The following is a 20,442-nucleotide window of genomic DNA, read 5'->3' as shown; positions in this document are numbered from 1 at the left end:
ATAAAAAAGTATGTTGTAACTAAAATGGTAAAACACATGGCCCGTTACGATCTCGTTGACCGTCTGAACAGCACCTTCCGCCAGATGGAACAGGAACTGGCGCTTCTGAGCGAAAATTTGTTGCAGCAGACGCTGCTGATTGCGCGCGTGTTCTCGTTACCAGAAGTCGTCAAGGAGGCAGAACATGCCCCTTTGCAGAGCATCGATGTAAAACAACATTTAGGCAAAGAGGCTGAATCGCTGGCACTGCGTCACTATCGCCATCTGTTTATTCAGCAGCAATCCGAGAACCGCAGCAGCAAAGCGGCCGTCCGTCTTCCTGGCGTGTTGTGCTATCAGGTGGATAACGCGGCGCAGCGCGCTCTGGAAGAACAAATTCAGCGTATTAACCAGTTGAAAACGACGTTTGAGCGCATTGTCACTGTGGAATCGGGACTGGCGTCGGCGGCACGTTTCGAATGGGTGCATCGCCACCTGCCAGGACTGATTACGTTGAATGCCTATCGTACCCTCACGCTGGTGAAAGAACCCGCCACCCTGCGCTTTGGCTGGGCTAACAAACACATCATTAAAAACCTGAAGCGCGATGAAGTCCTGCAGCAACTGGAAAAGAGTCTGACGTCGCCGCGCAGCGTACACCCTTGGACGCGTGAAGAGTGGCAGGCGAAGCTGGAGCGGGAATATCAGGACATCGCAGCCCTGCCACAGCAGGCAAAACTGAAGATTAAAAGACCGGTGAAAGTGCAGCCCATCGCCCGCGTCTGGTACAAAGGAGAGCAAAAACAGGTGCAATACGCCTGCCCGACGCCGCTGATTGCGCTAATCAACAACAACAACGGAATGACCGTACCCGATATCGGCGAGTTACTGAATTACGATGCCGACAACGTTCAGCATCGTTTTAAACCTCAGGCGCAGCCGTTGAGATTGATTATTCCCCGACTGCACCTGTACGTTGCTGATTAACTGCCCGGTCGCATGCTGCCAACCATCAGTTCCGGTCGTACCCAACTGTCGAACTCCGCTTCGGTTAAATATCCCAGCGCAAGGGCAGATGCTTTTAACGTCAGCCCTTCCTTGTGCGCTTTTTTGGCTATCTCAGCGGCTTTGTCGTAACCGATATGGGTATTGAGTGCGGTAACCAGCATCAGCGACTCGTTGAGTAACTGGTCGATTCGCTCACGATTGGGTTCAATACCCGTCGCGCAATGCTCGTTAAAGCTTTCCATCCCGTCCGCCAGCAAACGCACTGATTGCAGGAAGTTGTGGATGACCATCGGTCGATAAACGTTAAGCTCAAAGTTACCTGACGCCCCGCCCATGTTGATGGCAACATCATTGCCCATCACCTGGCAACAAAGCATGGTCAGCGCCTCACACTGAGTCGGATTGACTTTACCCGGCATAATGGAGCTACCCGGTTCGTTTTCAGGAATTGAAATTTCACCAATACCACAGCGCGGACCGGATGCCAGCCAACGCACATCGTTGGCGATTTTCATCAGTGATACCGCCAGCCCCTTGAGCGCTCCGTGGGCGTGAACCAACGCATCGCAGGTCGCCAGTGCTTCAAATTTATTCGGTGCAGTAACAAACGGCGCGCAGGTAATGACCTTCAACTCATCCGCGACCCGACGAGCATATTCAGGATGGGTGTTCAGTCCAGTTCCCACCGCCGTTCCCCCCAACGCCAGTTCCGCCACATGGGGTAAACTGTTTTCAATGTGTCTGAGGTTATGTTCGAGCATCGCCACCCAGCCGGAAATTTCCTGCCCAAGCGTAAGCGGGGTAGCATCTTGCAGATGCGTCCGGCCAATTTTGACGATATCGGCAAACGCGTGGGATTTATCACTGAGCGTTTTGGTCAACTCCGTTAATTGCGGGATCAGTGATTTGCGCAGCGTCAGCAGCGCGGCAACATGCATCGCTGTCGGAAAGACATCATTCGAGCTTTGGCTTTTATTAACATCATCGTTGGGGTGAACTTTTCGCTCCATTCCCCGCACGCCGCCCAGCAATTCGCTGGCACGGTTTGCCAGCACCTCATTCATATTCATATTGCTTTGCGTGCCGGACCCCGTCTGCCAAATGGCCAACGGAAACTCATCCCGATGTTTGTCCGCCAATACTTCATCTGCGGCCTGCATAATCGCGGTGGCTTTATCTTCCGCCAGCAGCCCGAGATCTAAATTAACCTTGGCAGCCGCCCGTTTCGTCAGCGCCAGCGCATGGATCAGCAAGACCGGCATTTTCTCCGTAGAGATACGAAAATGCTCCAGCGAACGTTGGGTTTGCGCCCCCCAAAGCTTATCGGCAGGAACATCAATTGCGCCCATTGAATCATTCTCGCGGCGTACCGTTACCATTACCTGCTCCTTACATTAAGAATTGATTAGGTTATGTTTCGACATTGCCCACTTGCATTGGTCTTATCAGTATTAACGAGGATTAAACTGTCGTTTGGTGGTTCGTGCGGAAAAAAAACCGCCCCTAAGGGCGGCTGACGTTACTTAACGCAGCGTGCGCACTGCGACGTCTGAATTTGCTTGAAGAAATCATTACCTTTGTCATCCACCAGGATAAACGCCGGGAAATCTTCGACTTCAATTTTCCAGATGGCTTCCATCCCCAGTTCAGGATATTCCACGCATTCCAGACTCTTGATACTGCCCTGGGCAAGCACCGCTGCGGGGCCGCCAATGCTACCTAAGTAGAAGCCGCCGTGCTTATGGCAGGCATCGGTCACCTGCTGGCTGCGGTTGCCTTTCGCCAGCATGATCATACTGCCGCCCGCGGCCTGAAGCTGGTCGACATATGAGTCCATACGTCCGGCTGTAGTTGGGCCAAGTGAACCAGAGGCATAGCCTTCCGGCGTTTTTGCCGGACCGGCGTAATAGATCGGGTGATCTTTAACATACTGCGGCAAACTTTCACCGTTATCCAGACGTTCTTTCAGTTTCGCATGCGCAATATCACGACCAACAATAATGGTTCCGTTGAGTGACAGACGCGTGGACACCGGGTACTGCGACAACTGGGCCAGGATCTCTTTCATCGGCCGATTGAGGTCAACGCGCACCGCTTCGCCTTCGCCCGCCTGGCGCAGCTCTTCTGGGATATATTTACCAGGATTATGCTCCAGTTTTTCGATCCAAATGCCTTCACGGTTGATCTTAGCTTTGATATTTCGATCGGCTGAGCAAGAAACGCCCATGCCAACCGGACACGACGCGCCGTGACGCGGCAGACGGATCACGCGAATATCATGAGCGAAGTACTTCCCACCAAACTGCGCGCCCAGCCCCAAATTCTGCGCTTCTATCAACAGCTCTTTTTCCAGCTCCACATCGCGGAATGCCTGACCATGCTCGTTACCTTCGGTCGGCAGTTCGTCGTAGTATTTCGCCGAAGCCAACTTGACGGTTTTCAGCGTCGCTTCCGCCGACGTTCCACCAATCACAAACGCGATATGATACGGCGGACAAGCCGCTGTTCCCAGCGTACGCATCTTCTCGACCAGGTAATTTTTTAATTTGCCCGGCGTGAGCAGCGCTTTGGTTTCCTGGTACAGATAGGTTTTATTTGCCGAACCACCGCCTTTAGCAATACACAAGAATTTGTATTCATCGCCGTCAACGGTATACAGATCGATCTGCGCCGGCAGGTTAGTGCCAGTGTTCACTTCTTTATACATATCCAGCGCGGCGTTTTGTGAATAGCGCAGGTTGTCTTCGATGTAGGTGTTATAGACCCCTCGTGCCAGTGCCGCTTCATCTCCGCCGCCGGTCCAGACACGCTGACCTTTTTTACCCACGATTATCGCTGTGCCGGTATCCTGACAGGTCGGCAAAATACCTTTCGCCGCGATGTCGGAGTTACGCAGGAATTGCAGGGCCACATATTTGTCGTTTTCGCTGGCCTCAGGGTCACGCAGGATATCAGCAACCTGCTGCTGATGCGCAGGACGCAGCATAAACGAAGCATCATGAAAAGCCTGACGAGCCAGCAGGGTTAGCGCTTGCGGCGCGACTTTAATAACCTCCTGCCCTTCGAATTCGGCAACGGAGACATAGTCGCTGGTCAGCAGATAGTATTCGGTATCATCCTTTTTAAGCGGGAAAGGATGCTGATAATGAAAGGGTTTGTTTGACATTGTGCTCTCACTTACTGCTAGGTCTGGTTATTCTCTGGGCAGATGTTCCATTGCCCTGCTGCCCTGCCATAAGTCGGGTTGGAGAAGGCAAGGCTTTCTGCAACCGGAAATACTCAGGGTATTAAAAGCGAGTCACCATATCCTACACAATTTTTTAACAAAAACTGAGACAAGTACGACTTTTTACATGCGCAGGTTACTTCCCTCAGGGTTTCTTGGTTTAATAGCCAGAGAAAATTCCACATTCAAACAGGGCTTGAGAATGCAAAAACTCATCAACTCAGTGCAGAACTACGCCTGGGGAAGTAAAACTGCGTTAACGGAACTTTATGGGATTGCCAACCCAACTCAGCAACCGATGGCTGAACTTTGGATGGGGGCGCACCCAAAAAGCAGTTCGCAGGTTCAGAGCGCTGACGGTCATACGGTTGCTTTGCGCGACGTTATTGAACGCGATAAATCCGCGCTATTAGGTGATGCCGTTGCCAAACGCTTCGGTGAACTGCCCTTCCTGTTTAAAGTGCTCTGCGCCGCGCAACCCCTTTCGATTCAGGTTCACCCTAACAAGCACAATTCTGAAATCGGGTTTGCCAAAGAAAACGCCGCCGGGATCCCAATGGATGCCGCCGAGCGCAACTACAAAGATCCTAACCACAAACCAGAACTGGTTTTTGCTTTGACGCCTTTCCTGGCAATGAACGCATTTCGTGAGTTCTCCGAAATTGTTGCGTTATTACAACCCGTTTCCGCTGCGCATCCAGCTATTGCGCATTTCCTGCAGGAGCCGAGTGCAGAGCGTCTGAGCTATCTATTCGCCAGTTTGCTGAATATGCAGGATGAGGAGAAATCCCATGCTCTGGCGATCCTGAAATCGGCGCTGAACAGCCAGCAGGGTGAACCCTGGCAAACCATCCGCCTGATTGCCGACTTCTACCCTAACGACAGCGGACTCTTTTCCCCACTGCTGCTCAACGTGGTTAAACTCAATCCCGGCGAGGCCATGTTCTTGTTTGCTGAAACCCCGCACGCCTACCTGCAAGGTGTGGCGCTGGAGGTGATGGCTAACTCAGATAACGTGCTGCGCGCCGGACTGACGCCAAAATATATTGATATCCCGGAACTGGTCGCCAACGTTAAATTTGTCGCTAAACCTGCAAACCAGTTGCTGACCACACCGGTTAAAACGGATGGCGAACTGGACTTCCCCATTCCGGTCGACGATTTTGCCTTCTCCCTACATGAGTTAACGGCCACTGGCGCAGAGATCGGCCAGCAAAGCGCCGCAATTCTGTTCTGCATTGAGGGTGAAGCCGTGTTGAGCAAAGGTGAGCAGCGTCTGGTACTGCAGCCGGGTGAGTCGGCCTTTATTAGTGCGAATGAATCGCCGGTCAACGTCAGCGGCAAGGGCCGTTTAGCTCGGGTTTATAACAAGCTGTAGCAAGATACTGATATTTTTAACAACTCTTGCTAAGCTGTAGTGAGTTAAAGACAAGTCACTCCTCCAGGCGTCTTCAAACGCCTGGTTTTATTTTATGGATATCAAAATGAAAAAATCGCTGGTAGCTGCGGGTGTAGTGGTTGCACTGGGTATCGTCTGGACGGGCGGCGCCTGGTACACAGGTAAAAAACTCGAAACGCATCTCGCCGAGATGGTGACACAGGCAAACAATCAGTTGAAACGCTACTCCCCTGAGGCGGGAATTGAACTGAGTTATCAAAACTATCAGCGCGGCGTGTTCAATAGCCAATTGCAACTGGTGGTTAAACCCATCACCGGGCAGCAAGATTCCTGGCTGAAGCCGGGGCAAAGCATCGTCCTTAATGAAACGGTTGATCACGGCCCTTTCCCGCTGGCACAGCTGAAGTCGCTGAATCTGGTTCCCGCTATGGCCTCGGTAAAAACAACGTTGGTGAATAACGACGTCACCAAACCACTGTTCGACATTGCCAAAGGTGAAACGCCATTCATCATTAACTCCCGTATCGGTTACAGCGGCGATACCCGCTCCGATCTCTCCCTCAAACCGCTGAACTACGAGAATGGCGATGAAAAAGTGGCCTTCAGCGGCGGGGAATTCCAGTTTACGGCTGACAAAGACGGTAATGCGGTTTCGCTGACTGGCGATGCGCAAAGTGGTCTGGTTAATGCGGTCAATGAGTACAACCAGAAGGTACAAATTACCTTCAATAACCTGAAAACTGAAGGTTCCAGCAGTATCGCCAGCTTTGGTGAGCGTATTGGCGACCAGAAGTTGTCACTCGAAAAACTGTCAATTTCAGTCGAGGGTAAAGAGCTGGCGGTTCTGGAAGGCATGGGTATCGATGGTAAATCCGATCTGATCAACGAGGGTAAAACCGTCAACAGCCAGCTGGATTACACTCTGAACAGCCTTAAACTGCAGGGCCAGGATATGGGTAGCGGCAAACTGACGCTGAAAGTGGGTCAGATTGATGGTGAAGCCCTGCACCAGTTCAGTCAGCAGTATAGCGCCCAGACCAAGGCGTTGATGTCACAGGTGGATGTGGTGCAAAACCCGGAGCTATATCAGCAGAAAGTCACCGAAGCCTTCTTTAATGCCCTGCCGATTCTGATGAAAGGCGAACCGGTTATCACCATTGCGCCACTGAGCTGGAAAAATGCGAAAGGTGAAACCGCCTTTAATCTGTCTCTACTGCTGAAAGATCCGACCGCAAACACCGTGGAGCCGCAAACGCTGGCCCAGGAAGTGGATCGCTCCGTCAAATCACTGGACGCTAAGCTGACGATCCCTGTCGACATGGCGACTGAATTCATGACGCAGATTGCCAAACTGGAAGGATATCAGCAGGAAGAAGCGGCGGGTCTGGCGAAGCAGCAGGTTAATGGCCTCGCGGCGATGGGTCAGATGTTCCGTATTACGACGCTGCAGGACAACGTTATCGGTTCAAGCCTGCAATATGCGAACGGTCAGGTAACACTTAACGGACAGAAAATGTCGCTGGATGAGTTTGTTGGCATGTTCGGTATGCCTGCCTTTGCTGAGCCGGACGCGCCTGCTACCCCGCAACAGTAAATATCCCTTACGACAGGCCCGATAACATTGCTTATCGGGCTTTTTTTATTTCGTGACGACCAGTCGGGCGGCAAGCGTCAGATTGCGCGAATGGCTTTCATCGTGGCCAATGCGTTGTAGCATGCGTTCCGCAAGGGTGTATCCCATTTCACGGGCAGGCGTGCAGGCCCAAATAATGGGAATATCATCCAGCGCGCTTTCCGCCACATCGGCAAATCCGGCCAAGGATATTTGCTGTTCAAAGTAGCGATCTACGCCTGTTTCACCACTCTGTCGCCCTGCTCTCATCAGGCCAAACCAGGCGCCTACGGCAATGGTTTCGTTGTAGCACACCACCGCACTGATTGTGGGATTCCGGCGTAACAGCGCCGTCACCTCTTCCGCGGCCTGCTTTTGGCTGGATGAACACTCCAGCACCCAGTCGCTATGAAACGGCAAACCATACTTTAACAATGTCGCACAATAGCCGCCGACGCGCTCTGCCCGGGTTAATGAAGAGCTTTGCCCGCCCAGCCAGGCAATGCGCTGATGCCCATGACGTATCAGTTGTTCAACCAGAAGTTGCGCGGCCTGCATGTTATCAGGTCTGACGGTGTCAACGTCATCCATATAGCTGGCGCGTGACGCAAACACCACCGGGATCCCTTTCTCAGCGGCCAGTTGCTGTAGCGCGTCACTGCTGCCCGCGGCCCCGGCGATCACCACGCCATCAACCCCTTGATTAAGTAACAGGGTGAAGCGCTGTGTCAGCTGTTCGCCGTCTTTACCGCCATGCAGTAAGAAGACCATGCGCCCCTGAGCTTCTAATGCTTCCGTCAGCCCCGCCGTTAGCTCGGCGTAAAACGGCGTAGAAAGATCGCGCACGATCAACCCCACTACCCCGCTCTGCCCACCGCGCAGGGCTGATGCTTGTCGATTACGCACAAACCCCAGTTGCTCAATGGCAGCATTTACCCGTTCACCGGTTGCTGATGAAATACGTCCTTTGCCACTGAGTACCAATGAGACGGTACTGACCGAAACACCCGCAGCCAGCGCAACATCATGGATCGTTATTTTTTTGGCTATAGCCATAAAAACAGAAAACTCCCTGATAACGTGACGGATAAAACGTTTTATCAATCACTTATATTTATACCCCCTATTATCGTTCGATAATGTGATTTATACCGCACTAAAATTAGGTAAAACGTTTTATCTTCTCGCCATCATTAGCCAGCCTGATTTAACAAGGAGTCGTTTAATGACGACGAGAACCACACCAAAAATAACGTTATGGGAATTTTTCCAGCAGTTGGGCAAAACTTTTATGTTGCCCGTGGCTCTGCTCTCATTTTGCGGGATCATGTTAGGGATCGGCAGTTCGTTAAGCAGCCACGACGTCTTAACGTTAATCCCGGCGTTAGGAAATCCGGTGCTACAGGCCATCTTTACCTGGATGAGCAAGGTTGGCTCATTTGCGTTTAGCTTCCTACCGGTGATGTTCTGTATTGCCATTCCTCTTGGCCTGGCGCGCGAGAACAAAGGTGTGGCGGCGTTTGCTGGTTTTGTCGGTTACGCGGTAATGAACCTTGCCGTCAACTTCTGGTTAACCGCAAAAGGTATCTTACCCACCACTGATGCGGCGATCCTGAAAGCCAACAACGTGCAAAATATTCTGGGGATCCAGTCGATCGACACCGGGATCCTCGGCGCCGTCATCGCCGGGATCATCGTCTGGATGCTGCATGAACGCTTCCATAACATTCGTCTGCCGGATGCTCTCGCCTTCTTCGGCGGCACTCGCTTCGTTCCCATCATCTCCTCGGTAGTGATGGGCCTGGTCGGTCTGGTCATTCCCCTGATTTGGCCGGTTTTCGCCATGGGCATTACCGGACTCGGTCACATCATCAACAGTGCAGGTGAATTTGGTCCTATGCTGTTTGGCACCGGCGAACGTCTGTTGCTGCCTTTTGGCCTGCATCATATTCTGGTGGCATTGATTCGCTTTACCGAAGCCGGCGGCACGCAGGAAGTCTGTGGTCATAGCGTGAGCGGCGCACTGACTATTTTCCAGGCTCAATTGAGCTGCCCGACAACCCAAGGCTTCTCTGAAAGCGCAACCCGCTTCCTGTCTCAGGGTAAAATGCCAGCGTTCCTCGGCGGGTTACCGGGTGCAGCGTTAGCGATGTATCACTGTGCACGTCCAGAGAATCGTCATAAAATTAAAGGGTTATTAATTTCCGGTCTGATTGCCTGTGTAATTGGTGGTACGACCGAACCTCTTGAGTTCTTGTTCCTGTTCGTGGCCCCGGTTCTGTATGTGATTCACGCTTTGCTTACCGGCCTCGGCTTCACCGTGATGGCGGTGCTTGGCGTTACCATCGGTAACACTGACGGTAACCTGATCGACTTCGTGGTGTTCGGCATCCTGCATGGATTGTCTACCAAGTGGTATCTGGTCCCTGTCGTCGCAGCTATCTGGTTCGCGGTGTATTACGTTATCTTCCGCTTCGCCATCACGCGCTTCAATCTGAAGACACCGGGTCGCGAAGTCGAAATGGCCAGCACTATCGAAAAAGTGATGGCTGGAGCGCCAGGTAAATCGGGATACAACGTGCCAGCTATTCTGGCGGCGTTGGGCGGCGCGGAAAACATTGTTAGCCTGGATAACTGCATTACTCGTTTGCGCTTGTCAGTAAAAGATATGTCGCTTGTTAACGTACAAGCTCTGAAGGACAATCGTGCCATTGGCGTAGTACAACTCAATCAGCATAACCTCCAGGTTGTTATTGGTCCGCAGGTCCAGTCAGTGAAAGACGAAATCGCGGTTCTGATGAATACCGTACAGGCTTAAGGACAACACTATGTTTGATTTTTCAAAGGTTGTGGACAGACACGGCACCTGGTGTACCCAATGGGATTACGTCGCCGACCGTTTTGGCTCAGCCGATCTGCTACCGTTCACCATCTCTGACATGGATTTTGCCACTGCCCCCTGCATTCTTGAGGCGCTTACCCAGCGCCTGTCCCATGGCGTATTGGGTTATAGCCGTTGGAAAAATGATGAATTTTTGGCGGCCATTCAGCACTGGTTTCTTACGCGTCACAATACCAAAATCGATCCTCAGTCGCTGGTATATGGTCCCTCGGTCATCTATATGGTGTCAGAGCTGATTCGCCAGTGGTCTTCCGCGGGTGATGCGGTGGTTATCCACACTCCGGCTTACGACGCGTTTTACAAAGCTATCGAGGGTAATCAGCGCGTGGTACGCGCTGTCGAACTGGAAAAACGCACTGATGGTTGGTACTGCGACATGGCCGCGCTGGAGAGTGCCCTGTCTCGTCCAGAGAGCAAAATTCTTCTGCTCTGTAGCCCACAAAATCCGACGGGTAAAGTGTGGACACGTGATGAGCTGGAAACCATGGCGGAACTGTGCCAGCGCCATGGTGTAAAAGTTATTTCCGATGAGATCCATATGGATATGGTATGGGGAGATCACCCACATATTCCCTGGAGTAACGTCGCACGTGACAGCTGGGCGCTGCTCACTTCCGGTTCAAAAAGTTTTAATATTCCGGCACTGACCGGGGCTTACGGGATGATTGAAGACGCTCAAAGTCGTAACGATTATCTCAGCGCATTAAAAGGTCGCGATGGTCTTTCCTCGCCGGCGGTACTGGCGCTGACCGCTCATATTGCCGCCTATCAACAGGGCGCAAGCTGGCTTGATGCGCTGCGGGATTACCTTGCCAGCAACCTGCATTACGTCTCACGCGAGCTTAATGCCGCATTCCCCGAACTGAGCTGGCAGGTTCCGCAATCTACCTATCTGGCGTGGATTGACCTGCGTCCGCTCAACATTGATGATCGCGAATTGCAGGAAGCGCTTATCCACCAGCAGAAAGTCGCCATCATGCCAGGATACACCTACGGCAAAGAAGGACGCGGTTTTGTGCGCCTGAATGCCGGATGCCCGCGCTCAAAACTTGAAAAAGGCGTTCAGGGATTGATTAACGCCATCCGTACAATTCGTTAAGCAGGTTTGCGCAATGAAAACCTCATTGCGCGCCTTATCAGCCTGACGCCTCCTCCATTAAGTCAGCGTCAATCATTCACCGTGGATAATCCCGCTTTCATTCCCGGTACCAGAATAACTTTTCGACACCCATCTTCACGTTTCTCAAAAATTTCATATCCTCTTGCGGCATCTTCCAGCGGCATATGGTGCGTCACAATCTCTTCCGGGGTAAGCAATCCCTTCTCTATCAAATTAAGCAGATCAGGTAAGTAAGCATGCACATGTGTCTGCCCCATTTTGAACGTCAGTCCCTTATCAAAGGCATCACCAAACATGAATCCGTGGATAAAACCGGCGTAAACGCCAGGGACGCTGACAATTCCTCCCCGGCGCACTGCCGCAATGCATTGCCTGAGCGCTTTTCCGCTACTGCCTTCAATTTTTAATGTACTGAGTACAGTTTCAGTGAGGCTCCCTTTTGCCTCAAAACCGACGGCATCAATCACCGCATCCACGCCACGATGACCTGCCGTGTTATCAATAATCCATTTTGCGGGATCCTCGTTTTTATCAAAGTTAATGGGAATCGCACCATAACGTTGTCGTGCAAATTCAAGGCGGTAATCGTTATGATCAATGATAAATATCTGTTCGGCACCGTTGAGACGAGCACAAGCCGCAGTTAATAACCCTACCGGTCCAGCGCCAAAGATAGCAACGCTGGAGCCTGGCTTAATGTCGGCATTCTTCACAGCCTGCCATGCCGTCGGTAAAATATCAGACAGGAAAAGAACCTTTTCATCTGCCAACGTATCCGGCACTTTGAATGGGCCTGTGTTCGCTTTTGGCACCCGAACATATTCGGCCTGACCGCCAGGAATACCGCCGTACAGATCGCTGTAGCCAAACAGTGCCGCCGGTGGCGTGATATTCTTGCGGTTCAGCGCTGCGCCGTTGCCACTGTTAGTGCTTTCACACGCGGCATACTGATGAAGTTGACAGAAAAAACATTCGCCACAGGCAATGACAAAGGGTACCACCACGCGATCACCTTTACTTACAGCCGTCACTTGCGATCCCGTTTCAACCACTTCGCCCATAAACTCATGACCAAATATATCGCCATGATGAATTCCAGGGATCTTACCGCGATAAAGATGCAGGTCCGAACCGCATATAGCAGTCGCAGTAACACGCAGAATGATATCATCCGGCTCTTCTATGCCGGGATCTGGCATATTATCAACGCTAACATGATGAGGGCCATGATAAGTCAGTGCTTTCATCATTTTTCTCCTTTAAGTCATCATCTTAAAAGTAAAAAATTATCGTATTTGGCTGGTTCCTTCATTATTTAGGTTAGCCATGTTTTCGCTCCGTATTGTTTTTGCCCAAAAGAGTAGTAAGCGTAGAACAAAATGAATACCATGACATTTAATAATGTCATTTTAAGACTGAGCGGAACGCTTCGATTTTATTGCGATCTATTTATAATTTAAGAAAATTTACAAGAATAATCCTGATCAGGCAATCATGTCTTTATTCCTTCTAAATCTCAGACGGTTACAGCAATTTATTAATTAAACGTCAACCATAATAAGCGAAGCGGTATTTACCGCAATCCATTGAAAATTATCAATACGGACTGATTCGCCTATCAACATTAAATTTGACTTAATACAAATAGCCGCTAACTTTAAGCCTTGAACAACGACGGATACGAAATTATTTTTTTGTATCTGACTGACATAACCGATATATGAGGTGATATATGGCAGAGCATCGTGGTGGTTCCGGTAACTTCGCAGAAGACCGAGAAAAAGCATCAGAAGCGGGCCGTAAAGGCGGTCAACATAGCGGTGGTAACTTCAAAAACGATCCGCAACGCGCATCTGAAGCAGGCAAAAAAGGTGGACAAAGCAGCCACGGTGGTGGCCGTAAGTCTGACAACTCCTGATAGTTAGCGTTATTTTCATCTTTTAATGAAAAGAGTGTCCTGCGGGTCTGTATGAGGCTCGCAGTTATTTTTAACCTCTACAGGATATTAATATGCATATGAAAAGCATTGAAGACGTATTTATTCACCTACTTTCAGATACCTATAGCGCTGAAAAACAATTAACGCGCGGACTGGCTAAACTCGCCAGGGCCGCATCAAGTGAAAAGCTCAGCAAAGCCTTTAATGCCCACCTGGAAGAAACTCAGGGGCAAATTGAACGTATTGACCAAATCGTTGAGCAAGAGCCGGGAATTAAGATTAAACGCATGAAATGTGTGGCGATGGAAGGCTTAATTGAAGAGGCTAATGAGGTTATTGAAAGCACCGAGAAAAATGAAGTACGCGATGCGGCATTAATCGCAGCCGCACAGAAAGTGGAACATTATGAAATTGCCAGCTACGGCACACTGGCAACCCTGGCAGAACAACTTGGATATAAAAAAGCCGTAAAACTCCTCGCAGAAACGCTTGAAGAAGAGAAACAAACCGATCTGAAATTAACCGATCTTGCGGTTGGTAACATTAATAAAGACGCTGAAAAACGATAACCATACTGACACGAGGAAATTACGATGAATCACTTAGAACATTACCATGACTGGCTACGCGATGCGCACGCGATGGAAAAGCAAGCGGAGTCAATGCTGGAATCGATGGCGAGTCGTATCGATAATTATCCTGATTTGCGTGCCAGAATTGAGCAACATATTAATGAAACAAAACGGCAAATTACTCTGTTGGAAGAGATCCTCGATCGAAACGATATCTCGCGCTCTGTATTAAAAGACTCAATGAGTAAAATGGCGGCTTTTGGCCAGTCGATTGGCGGCATGTTTCCTTCTGACGAAATTGTAAAAGGCGCAATTAGCGGCTATGTATTCGAGCAATTTGAAATAGCCTGCTACACATCGCTTTTGGCCGCCGCTAAAAAGGTCGGTGATACCGCCTCTATCCCCGCTATTGAAACGATTCTGGCAGAGGAACGTGAGATGGCCGACTGGCTGATTAAACATATTCCGCAAACGACAGAACAATTTCTCTTACGGTCTGACGCTGACGGCGTTGTAGCCAAAAAATAATCTCATTACGCTCTGCTTCAGGCAGAGCTTCCTCGGATGGGGTCTGTACCGTGCCTGAACTTGACGCTTTTTATTTAGCCCGTTTTCAGTTCGCCTTCACTGTCTCTTTCCATATTCTTTTTCCCGCGATTACGATTGGACTGGCCAGCTATCTGGTGGTGCTGGAGGGGATGTGGCTGCGCACGCGAAACAATCTCTGGCGCTCGCTCTATAATTTCTGGCTGCAAATCTTCGCCGTCAATTTTGGGATGGGCGTCGTATCCGGCCTGGTGATGGCTTATCAGTTTGGTACCAACTGGAGCGGCTTTTCGCAATTTGCCGGCAGTATTACCGGACCACTGCTGCTTTATGAAGTCCTGACCGCCTTTTTCCTCGAAGCGGGCTTCCTTGGCGTAATGCTATTCGGCTGGAACAAAGTATCTCCAGCGCTGCATTTCTTCACCACCTGTATGGTGGCGCTGGGCACGTTACTCTCTACCTTCTGGATCCTGGCTTCCAACAGTTGGATGCAAACACCTCAAGGTTTTAGCCTCGAAAATGGGCATGTCATTCCCCAGGATTGGCTGGCTATCATATTTAACCCTTCATTTCCGTATCGCTTATTGCATATGTCGATTGCTGCTTTTCTGAGTAGCGCGATGTTCGTTGGCGCATCTGCCGCCTGGCATTTACTCCGGGGTAACGATACCCCTGCCATTCGTAAAATGTTTTCGATGGCGTTGTGGATGGCTCTGATTGTCGCCCCTATTCAGGCCGTTGTTGGAGATATGCATGGCCTCAATACCCTTGAGCATCAGCCTGCGAAAATAGCGGCCATTGAGGGACACTGGGAGAATCCCCCCGGAGAGGCGACGCCGTTGACGCTGTTTGGCATGCCTGACATGGAGGAAGAGCGCACCAAATACGCTCTGGCGATCCCTGCGCTGGGCAGTCTGATTCTGACCCATAGCCTGGACAAGCAGGTTCCAGCGCTGAAGGATTTTCCCAAGGAAGATCGCCCCAACTCCGCAATTGTATTTTGGTCGTTTCGCATCATGGTTGGCATGGGCGTGTTGATGATCGCCCTGGGTATCTGCAGTGTCTGGTTACGTTGGCGCAAACGCCTGTACCATTCCCGCCCATTCCAGTGGTTTGCGCTTTTGATGGGGCCTGCCGGACTATTGGCCTTACTGGCCGGCTGGGTGACCACGGAAGTTGGCCGCCAGCCCTGGGTCGTATACGGTTTTTTGCGCACGAGGGATGCCGTTTCATTGCACAGCACAACGCAAATGGTCATCAGTTTGCTGGTATTTATCGTCGTTTATAGCACCGTCTTTGGCGTGGGTTATCACTACATATTCAGGCTGATTAAAAAAGGACCTCAGCCGGTCAGTGAACTGACCTCACAAACCGATGGCACCCCTGCGCGTCCGCTTTCCGCCGCAGAACCGGTAACGGATGAAGAGGAGAAAATCTGATGGACATCGATATCACCGTAATCTGGTTTATTATCATTGTCTTTGCCACGCTGATGTACATCGTAATGGACGGTTTCGATTTGGGCATTGGTATGTTGTTTAGCATTGTACATGCCCCCAGCGAGCGAGATGTGATGGTGAACAGCGTGGCCCCCGTCTGGGACGGGAACGAAACCTGGCTGGTGCTCGGTGGGGCCGGTCTCTTTGGCGCATTCCCTCTGGCTTATGCTGTGATTGCTGACGCACTGGCAATTCCACTCACGATGATGCTAATTGGGTTGATTTTTCGCGGCGTGGCATTTGAGTTTCGCTTTAAAGCCACGCCTTCGCATCGGCTATTTTGGGACTACGCCTTTGCCGGCGGCTCGTTGCTGGCGACCGTGAGTCAGGGTATCGTTGTTGGCGCCATGATTAACGGCTTCGATATAGCAGAACGACGCTTTGCCGGGTCGGCCTTGGATTGGTTGACCCCATTTAATGTATTTTGCGGCCTCGGACTGGTTGCCGCCTATCTGTTACTCGGCAGCACCTGGCTGATAATGAAAAGCGATGGCGCGCTTCAGGAACGGATGCGTAAATTAACGCGCTATGTTTTGCTCGCTCTGCTGGCGGTTATTGCCGTGGTCAGCATCTGGACCCCCCTTAGCTGGCAATACATCGCAGAGCGCTGGTTCACGCTACCTAATTTCTACTGGTTTGTGCCGGTCCCCATTCTGGTGACGATATTCAGCCTGTGGATTTGGCGTCTGAGCAGCGACAACACCAGCCATGCACGACCTTTTATCCTGACGCTGGGATTAATCTTTCTGGGTTTTAGCGGCTTAGGCATCAGCCTGTGGCCCTATATTATTCCGCCGCATATTACCTTATGGGATGCGGCGGCTCCTCCTGCAAGTCAGATGTTTATGCTGGTTGGCACGCTTATTATTATTCCGGTCATTCTGATGTATACGGCATGGAGCTACTATGTCTTTCGCGGCAAAGTATCTGACGGAGAAGGCTACCATTGACCAGGATAGCACGCCGATCGCCTGACTCATTGAAAATCTGAAATAAATGCCCACAATGTGACCCTTTTACAAAGTGTTGGCGCGCTTTATTCAAAGTTATTAGAGAATTATGATTCTGTTGTATAATGCCCTGCACTTTACCTAAAAATACGAGTGCGACCATGATTGATACTTCTCTCCCCTTAACCGACGTCCATCGCCACCTTGATGGTAACATCCGTGCCCAAACGATCCTCGATCTGGGTCGCCAGTTCAATTTAACCCTCCCGGCACAGACGCTGGAAACGTTGATCCCTCATGTGCAAGTGACGTCAACCGAGCCTGATTTGGTCAGTTTTTTATCCAAACTGGACTGGGGCGTAAAGGTTCTGGCCTCGCTGGACGCCTGCCGCCGCGTCGCGTTTGAAAATATTGAGGATGCCGCACGTAACGGCCTGCACTATGTTGAACTACGTTTTTCCCCTGGCTACATGGCAATGACCCATCAACTCCCTGTAGCAGGCGTGGTTGAAGCCGTTATTGCAGGCGTGCGCGAAGGCTGCAAGGCCTTTGGCGTTGAAGCGCGTTTAATTGGCATTATGAGTCGTACCTTCGGCGAAGCCGCCTGCCTGCAGGAACTTGATGCGCTGTTAGCACACCGTGACCATATTACTGCGCTGGATCTGGCCGGTGACGAACTGGGCTTCCCGGGTAGTTTGTTCCTGTCACATTTCAACCAGGCACGCGATGCAGGCTGGCATATCACCGTCCATGCCGGCGAAGCCGCGGGACCAGAAAGTATCTGGCAGGCCATTAAAGAATTGGGCGCTGAACGCATTGGTCATGGTGTTAAAGCGGTCGAAGATCGCGCATTGATGGATTATCTCGCCGAACACCGTATCGGCATTGAATCCTGCCTGACATCGAACATCCAGACCAGCACCGTCGCTACGCTGGCGACCCATCCGCTGAAAACATTTCTTGAACATGGCGTTGTGGCCAGTCTGAATACGGACGATCCGGCTGTTCAGGGTGTCGATATTATTCACGAGTACACCATTGCCGCTCCTGCCGCAGGTTTAACTCGCGAACAGATCCGCCAGGCGCAAATCAATGGTCTGGAAATGGCATTCCTGAGTAACGAAGAGAAACGTACGCTGCGCGAGAAGGTCGCCGCAGCGTAACGCTTGTCCGGCCTACGTGGCGTTGCATTGTAGGCCGGATCAAATACCGGGGCATCCGCCATCCGGCATGAGCCTTATCAGGCAAGGCAAAGCGTGGAGCGGTGTTTTGCGGACTCAAGGCCAAGCTCAATCAGCTCCATAATCTGGATAGCTTGTCTCGCCGGGACCGGGTTTTCACCATTACCGTTCAGCGCATCACGGATGCCTGCATAGTACGCCGGGTAATTACCTGGCACGGTCAGCCAGGTCTCTTCAACCCGCTCATCGCCTTCAACTCGCGTCAATACGCCATCGCGCATGTCGTAACCCCAGTCTTCCTGAGGCAGGCGCTCGCCATTTTTCAGACGTTCTTCCTGTGGATCAAGACCATACTTGACGTAGCTACCGCGTGAGCCGTGCACGATATAGCGAGCCGATTCTGCGGCCGCCAGCATGGTTCCATGCAGAATCACACGACGCTGTGGATACGTCAGAATGGCATGGAAGTAATCTGTCGATTGCGCGCCCGGACGCAGTTGCGCCAGATCCACCGTCATACTGACCGGCAAACCAAACAGATTAATCGCTTGATCCAAAAGATGCGGCGCTAAATCATACCAAATACCGCTGCCCGGACCGCCCTGTTCACGCCAACGGTCACGAACCTGCGGGCGGAAACGATCGAAGTGGGACTCAAAATAGGCAACTTCGCCCAAAACGCCATCCGCCAATAGCGCTTTCAACGTCAGAAAATCACTGTCCCAGCGCCGGTTATGGAAAACGGATAGTACGCGCCCCAGACTACGCGCGAGAGCATCCAGCTCACGAGCTTGTGACAGTGTCACGGTAAACGGTTTATCAACAACCACATGTTTACCCGCTTCCAGTGCGGCCTTCGCTAACGGGAAGTGCGTGTCATTTGGCGTAGGGATCACAATCAGGTCAATATTAGGATCGTTAAAAAGGTGCTTAGGCTCAGCAACAACCGTCACTGTAGGCCAGTCGGCCTTCACTTTTGCTTCATCGCTACTGGACACCGCGGCCAGTTCCAGGCCTGGTGTGCCCACAATCAGGGGGGCATGGAAGGTTTTACTGGCGTAACCATAGCCGATTAGCCCAACGCGGATGTTGTCACTCATGTTATTGCCTCTCAATTCAGACTGACCTATTTCACACCATACATTGCAACGTCTCAATAGTTTAATAACCTTTGCGCTACAAAGGTTGTTTATTAACTTAAGTCAAACATATGCTTCTTAAGCTGAATTTGCCGCGAAAAAGTGGCTGAAATCGTTCCCAATCTTCTTGCTGTATTATGGAGAGATTAGTAACATTTGCAGCCTGTGTTTATGGATAAATCAAAGCAAATGTCATCAGTAATGAATCGTCTTATTGAGTTAGCAGGTTGGATTGTTCTTGCGGTCTCCGTGATCCTGCTGGGTATTGCCAATCATATTGACAATTACCAGCCACCGGAGCCAATTGCAGCAGTGCAGAAAAAATAAGCGTCATCAGCTTTTTTCGACCCGCAATTCACCTTTACGCATTGCTGGGTCCGGCTGTAAAAGATCCAATTCTGTCAAAAAAAGCGAATTATGCCGCATCCCGCTCCCGCGCGTATTGCCTGGGATCGCGAAGCGCGCTAACCTTGCCGCAGGCGTAAATAGCGCCTGCTTTTTACAGGTATGCATACTCTTCTTACATTTGCGCGCAAATCCGCTTTTACCTGTGCACGTTGTTTATTTCTTAATATTTTCTACTCCGTTGGTATTATTTTATATATGGATTGCTCTTTATGACTGTTCAGGATTACTTATTAAAATTCCGTAAAATTAGTTCACTCGAAAGTCTGGAAAAACTGTTCGATCATCTTAACTACACGCTCACCGACGATAACGACATTATCAATATGTACCGTGCAGCAGACCACCGTCGTGCGGAACTCATCTCCGGAGGTCGTCTGTTTGACGTCGGTCAGGTGCCTAAATCAGTCTGGCATTACGTGCAATAAAGAAGAAAGTAGCGCTCAACGTTAAAAGCTTTATAATAATTGCCCCAAAATGAATGGCATGTTTGATCGCGCGCGTAAACCTGGAGAAGAGATGACTACCACACCGGCACAACGTATCGGAGGCTGGCTACTTGGGCCATTGGCCTGGCTGTTAGTTGCGTTGTTGAGTGCTTCGCTGGCGTTGTTACTTTACGTCACTGCGCTGGCCACACCGCAAACCTTCCAAACGCTTGGTGAGCAAAGTACGACCAATTTGTTGTTATGGGGCGTCTCTTTTATTACGGCTATCGCCATGTGGTATTACACGTTATGGCTGACGATTGCGTTTTTCAAACGCAGAACCTGCGTGCCGAAGCACTATATTTTATGGCTGTTGATCTCCGTGTTACTGGCGATTAAAGCGTTTGCGTTTTCACCCGTCCCGGACGCCTTTGCCGTGCGCCAACTGCTGTTCCCTTTGTTAGCAGCAGCACTGCTGGTGCCCTACTTCAAGCGCTCACAGCGCGTTAAGTCGACGTTTGTGAACCCGTAATAACC

19 protein-coding genes are annotated in these 20,442 nt (G+C 50.9%); 14 read left to right on the top strand and 5 right to left on the bottom strand.

What is annotated here, in order from left to right; genetic code table 11:
• The first annotated feature begins 36 nt into the window (after window positions 1-36).
• A complete protein-coding gene (gene tus, locus FDX09_RS11775) occupies window positions 37-966 on the top strand; it encodes a DNA replication terminus site-binding protein (RefSeq protein WP_087856362.1) in 930 nt (309 codons plus the stop codon).
• On the opposite strand, the gene fumC is transcribed toward tus, so the two are convergent.
• Window positions 963-2,366, bottom strand: coding sequence for a class II fumarate hydratase (gene fumC / locus FDX09_RS11770; RefSeq protein WP_137347244.1), 1,404 nt, complete (start codon window positions 2,364-2,366; stop codon window positions 963-965). The two genes, tus and fumC, sit on opposite strands and share 4 nt — an antisense overlap.
• Window positions 2,367-2,506: 140 nt before the next feature.
• Window positions 2,507-4,153, bottom strand: coding sequence for a class I fumarate hydratase (gene fumB, locus FDX09_RS11765; RefSeq protein ID WP_061381392.1), 1,647 nt, complete (start codon window positions 4,151-4,153; stop codon window positions 2,507-2,509).
• A 262-nt stretch (window positions 4,154-4,415) separates the two neighbouring features.
• On the opposite strand from fumB, the gene manA reads away from it, so the two are divergent.
• On the top strand, window positions 4,416-5,591 hold the full coding sequence (gene manA, locus FDX09_RS11760) for a mannose-6-phosphate isomerase (protein ID WP_137347243.1): 1,176 nt from the start codon (window positions 4,416-4,418) through the stop codon (window positions 5,589-5,591).
• Between the two features lie 106 nt (window positions 5,592-5,697).
• Window positions 5,698-7,206 carry a YdgA family protein gene (locus tag FDX09_RS11755; protein ID WP_137347242.1) on the top strand — a complete coding sequence of 503 codons (1,509 nt, stop codon included), beginning with the start codon at window positions 5,698-5,700 and terminating at the stop codon, window positions 7,204-7,206.
• Between the two features lie 45 nt (window positions 7,207-7,251).
• Here the strand turns inward: FDX09_RS11755 and FDX09_RS11750 are convergent, their stop codons facing one another.
• On the bottom strand, window positions 7,252-8,280 hold the full coding sequence (locus FDX09_RS11750; RefSeq protein ID WP_121529020.1) for a Mal regulon transcriptional regulator MalI: 1,029 nt from the start codon (window positions 8,278-8,280) through the stop codon (window positions 7,252-7,254).
• 169 nt (window positions 8,281-8,449) lie between these two features.
• Between FDX09_RS11750 and malX the strand changes: the two genes are divergently transcribed.
• Both malX and FDX09_RS11740 read left to right on the top strand, forming a co-directional pair.
• Entirely contained in the window at window positions 8,450-10,042 is a 1,593-nt protein-coding gene (gene malX / locus FDX09_RS11745) for a maltose/glucose-specific PTS transporter subunit IIBC (protein WP_038640441.1), read from the top strand.
• Window positions 10,043-10,052: 10 nt separating this feature from the next.
• The gene (locus FDX09_RS11740; RefSeq protein ID WP_137347241.1) at window positions 10,053-11,225 is read left to right on the top strand and encodes a MalY/PatB family protein; all 1,173 of its coding nucleotides are present in this window, start codon (window positions 10,053-10,055) and stop codon (window positions 11,223-11,225) included.
• 68 nt (window positions 11,226-11,293) lie between these two features.
• Here the strand turns inward: FDX09_RS11740 and FDX09_RS11735 are convergent, their stop codons facing one another.
• Window positions 11,294-12,493: a zinc-dependent alcohol dehydrogenase gene (locus tag FDX09_RS11735; RefSeq protein ID WP_137347316.1), complete on the bottom strand. Its 1,200-nt coding sequence runs from the start codon at window positions 12,491-12,493 to the stop codon at window positions 11,294-11,296.
• Window positions 12,494-12,978: 485 nt separating this feature from the next.
• Between FDX09_RS11735 and FDX09_RS11730 the strand changes: the two genes are divergently transcribed.
• The 6 genes from FDX09_RS11730 to add all read left to right on the top strand — a co-directional run bounded on the left by FDX09_RS11730 (window position 12,979) and on the right by add (window position 17,915).
• A complete protein-coding gene (locus FDX09_RS11730; protein ID WP_006684659.1) occupies window positions 12,979-13,164 on the top strand; it encodes a general stress protein in 186 nt (61 codons plus the stop codon).
• A 92-nt stretch (window positions 13,165-13,256) separates the two neighbouring features.
• On the top strand, window positions 13,257-13,754 hold the full coding sequence (locus FDX09_RS11725; RefSeq protein ID WP_038640435.1) for a ferritin-like domain-containing protein: 498 nt from the start codon (window positions 13,257-13,259) through the stop codon (window positions 13,752-13,754).
• Window positions 13,755-13,778: 24 nt separating this feature from the next.
• Window positions 13,779-14,285, top strand: coding sequence for a ferritin-like domain-containing protein (locus FDX09_RS11720; RefSeq protein WP_038640433.1), 507 nt, complete (start codon window positions 13,779-13,781; stop codon window positions 14,283-14,285).
• A 50-nt stretch (window positions 14,286-14,335) separates the two neighbouring features.
• Complete coding sequence (locus FDX09_RS11715) at window positions 14,336-15,742, top strand: cytochrome ubiquinol oxidase subunit I (RefSeq protein ID WP_121529016.1); 1,407 nt, start codon at window positions 14,336-14,338, stop codon at window positions 15,740-15,742.
• Entirely contained in the window at window positions 15,742-16,752 is a 1,011-nt protein-coding gene (cydB, locus tag FDX09_RS11710) for a cytochrome d ubiquinol oxidase subunit II (RefSeq protein WP_137347240.1), read from the top strand. The genes FDX09_RS11715 and cydB overlap by 1 nt, the downstream gene beginning before the upstream one ends.
• Window positions 16,753-16,913: 161 nt before the next feature.
• The gene (gene add, locus FDX09_RS11705) at window positions 16,914-17,915 is read left to right on the top strand and encodes an adenosine deaminase (protein ID WP_038640426.1); all 1,002 of its coding nucleotides are present in this window, start codon (window positions 16,914-16,916) and stop codon (window positions 17,913-17,915) included.
• Window positions 17,916-17,992: 77 nt separating this feature from the next.
• On the opposite strand, the gene FDX09_RS11700 is transcribed toward add, so the two are convergent.
• On the bottom strand, window positions 17,993-19,033 hold the full coding sequence (locus tag FDX09_RS11700; RefSeq protein WP_038640423.1) for an oxidoreductase: 1,041 nt from the start codon (window positions 19,031-19,033) through the stop codon (window positions 17,993-17,995).
• A gap of 240 nt (window positions 19,034-19,273) precedes the next feature.
• Between FDX09_RS11700 and blr the strand changes: the two genes are divergently transcribed.
• The 3 genes from blr (at window position 19,274) to FDX09_RS11685 (ending at window position 20,437) form a co-directional block, all read left to right on the top strand.
• Window positions 19,274-19,399 (top strand): division septum protein Blr, encoded by a 126-nt coding sequence (gene blr / locus FDX09_RS11695; RefSeq protein ID WP_038643149.1) that lies wholly within the window; start codon window positions 19,274-19,276, stop codon window positions 19,397-19,399.
• A gap of 290 nt (window positions 19,400-19,689) precedes the next feature.
• Window positions 19,690-19,905: a transcription modulator YdgT gene (gene ydgT / locus FDX09_RS11690; protein ID WP_008784684.1), complete on the top strand. Its 216-nt coding sequence runs from the start codon at window positions 19,690-19,692 to the stop codon at window positions 19,903-19,905.
• A 91-nt stretch (window positions 19,906-19,996) separates the two neighbouring features.
• Window positions 19,997-20,437: a DUF2569 domain-containing protein gene (locus FDX09_RS11685; RefSeq protein ID WP_038640418.1), complete on the top strand. Its 441-nt coding sequence runs from the start codon at window positions 19,997-19,999 to the stop codon at window positions 20,435-20,437.
• The last annotated feature ends 5 nt before the right edge of the window (window positions 20,438-20,442 follow it).

This window comes from Citrobacter sp. wls717 (assembly GCF_005280955.1).
Classification (GTDB): Bacteria; Pseudomonadota; Gammaproteobacteria; order Enterobacterales; family Enterobacteriaceae; genus Citrobacter; species Citrobacter werkmanii.
The sequence above is the reverse complement of the archived record's forward strand: the minus strand, read 5'-3'. Positions and strand labels throughout refer to the sequence as shown.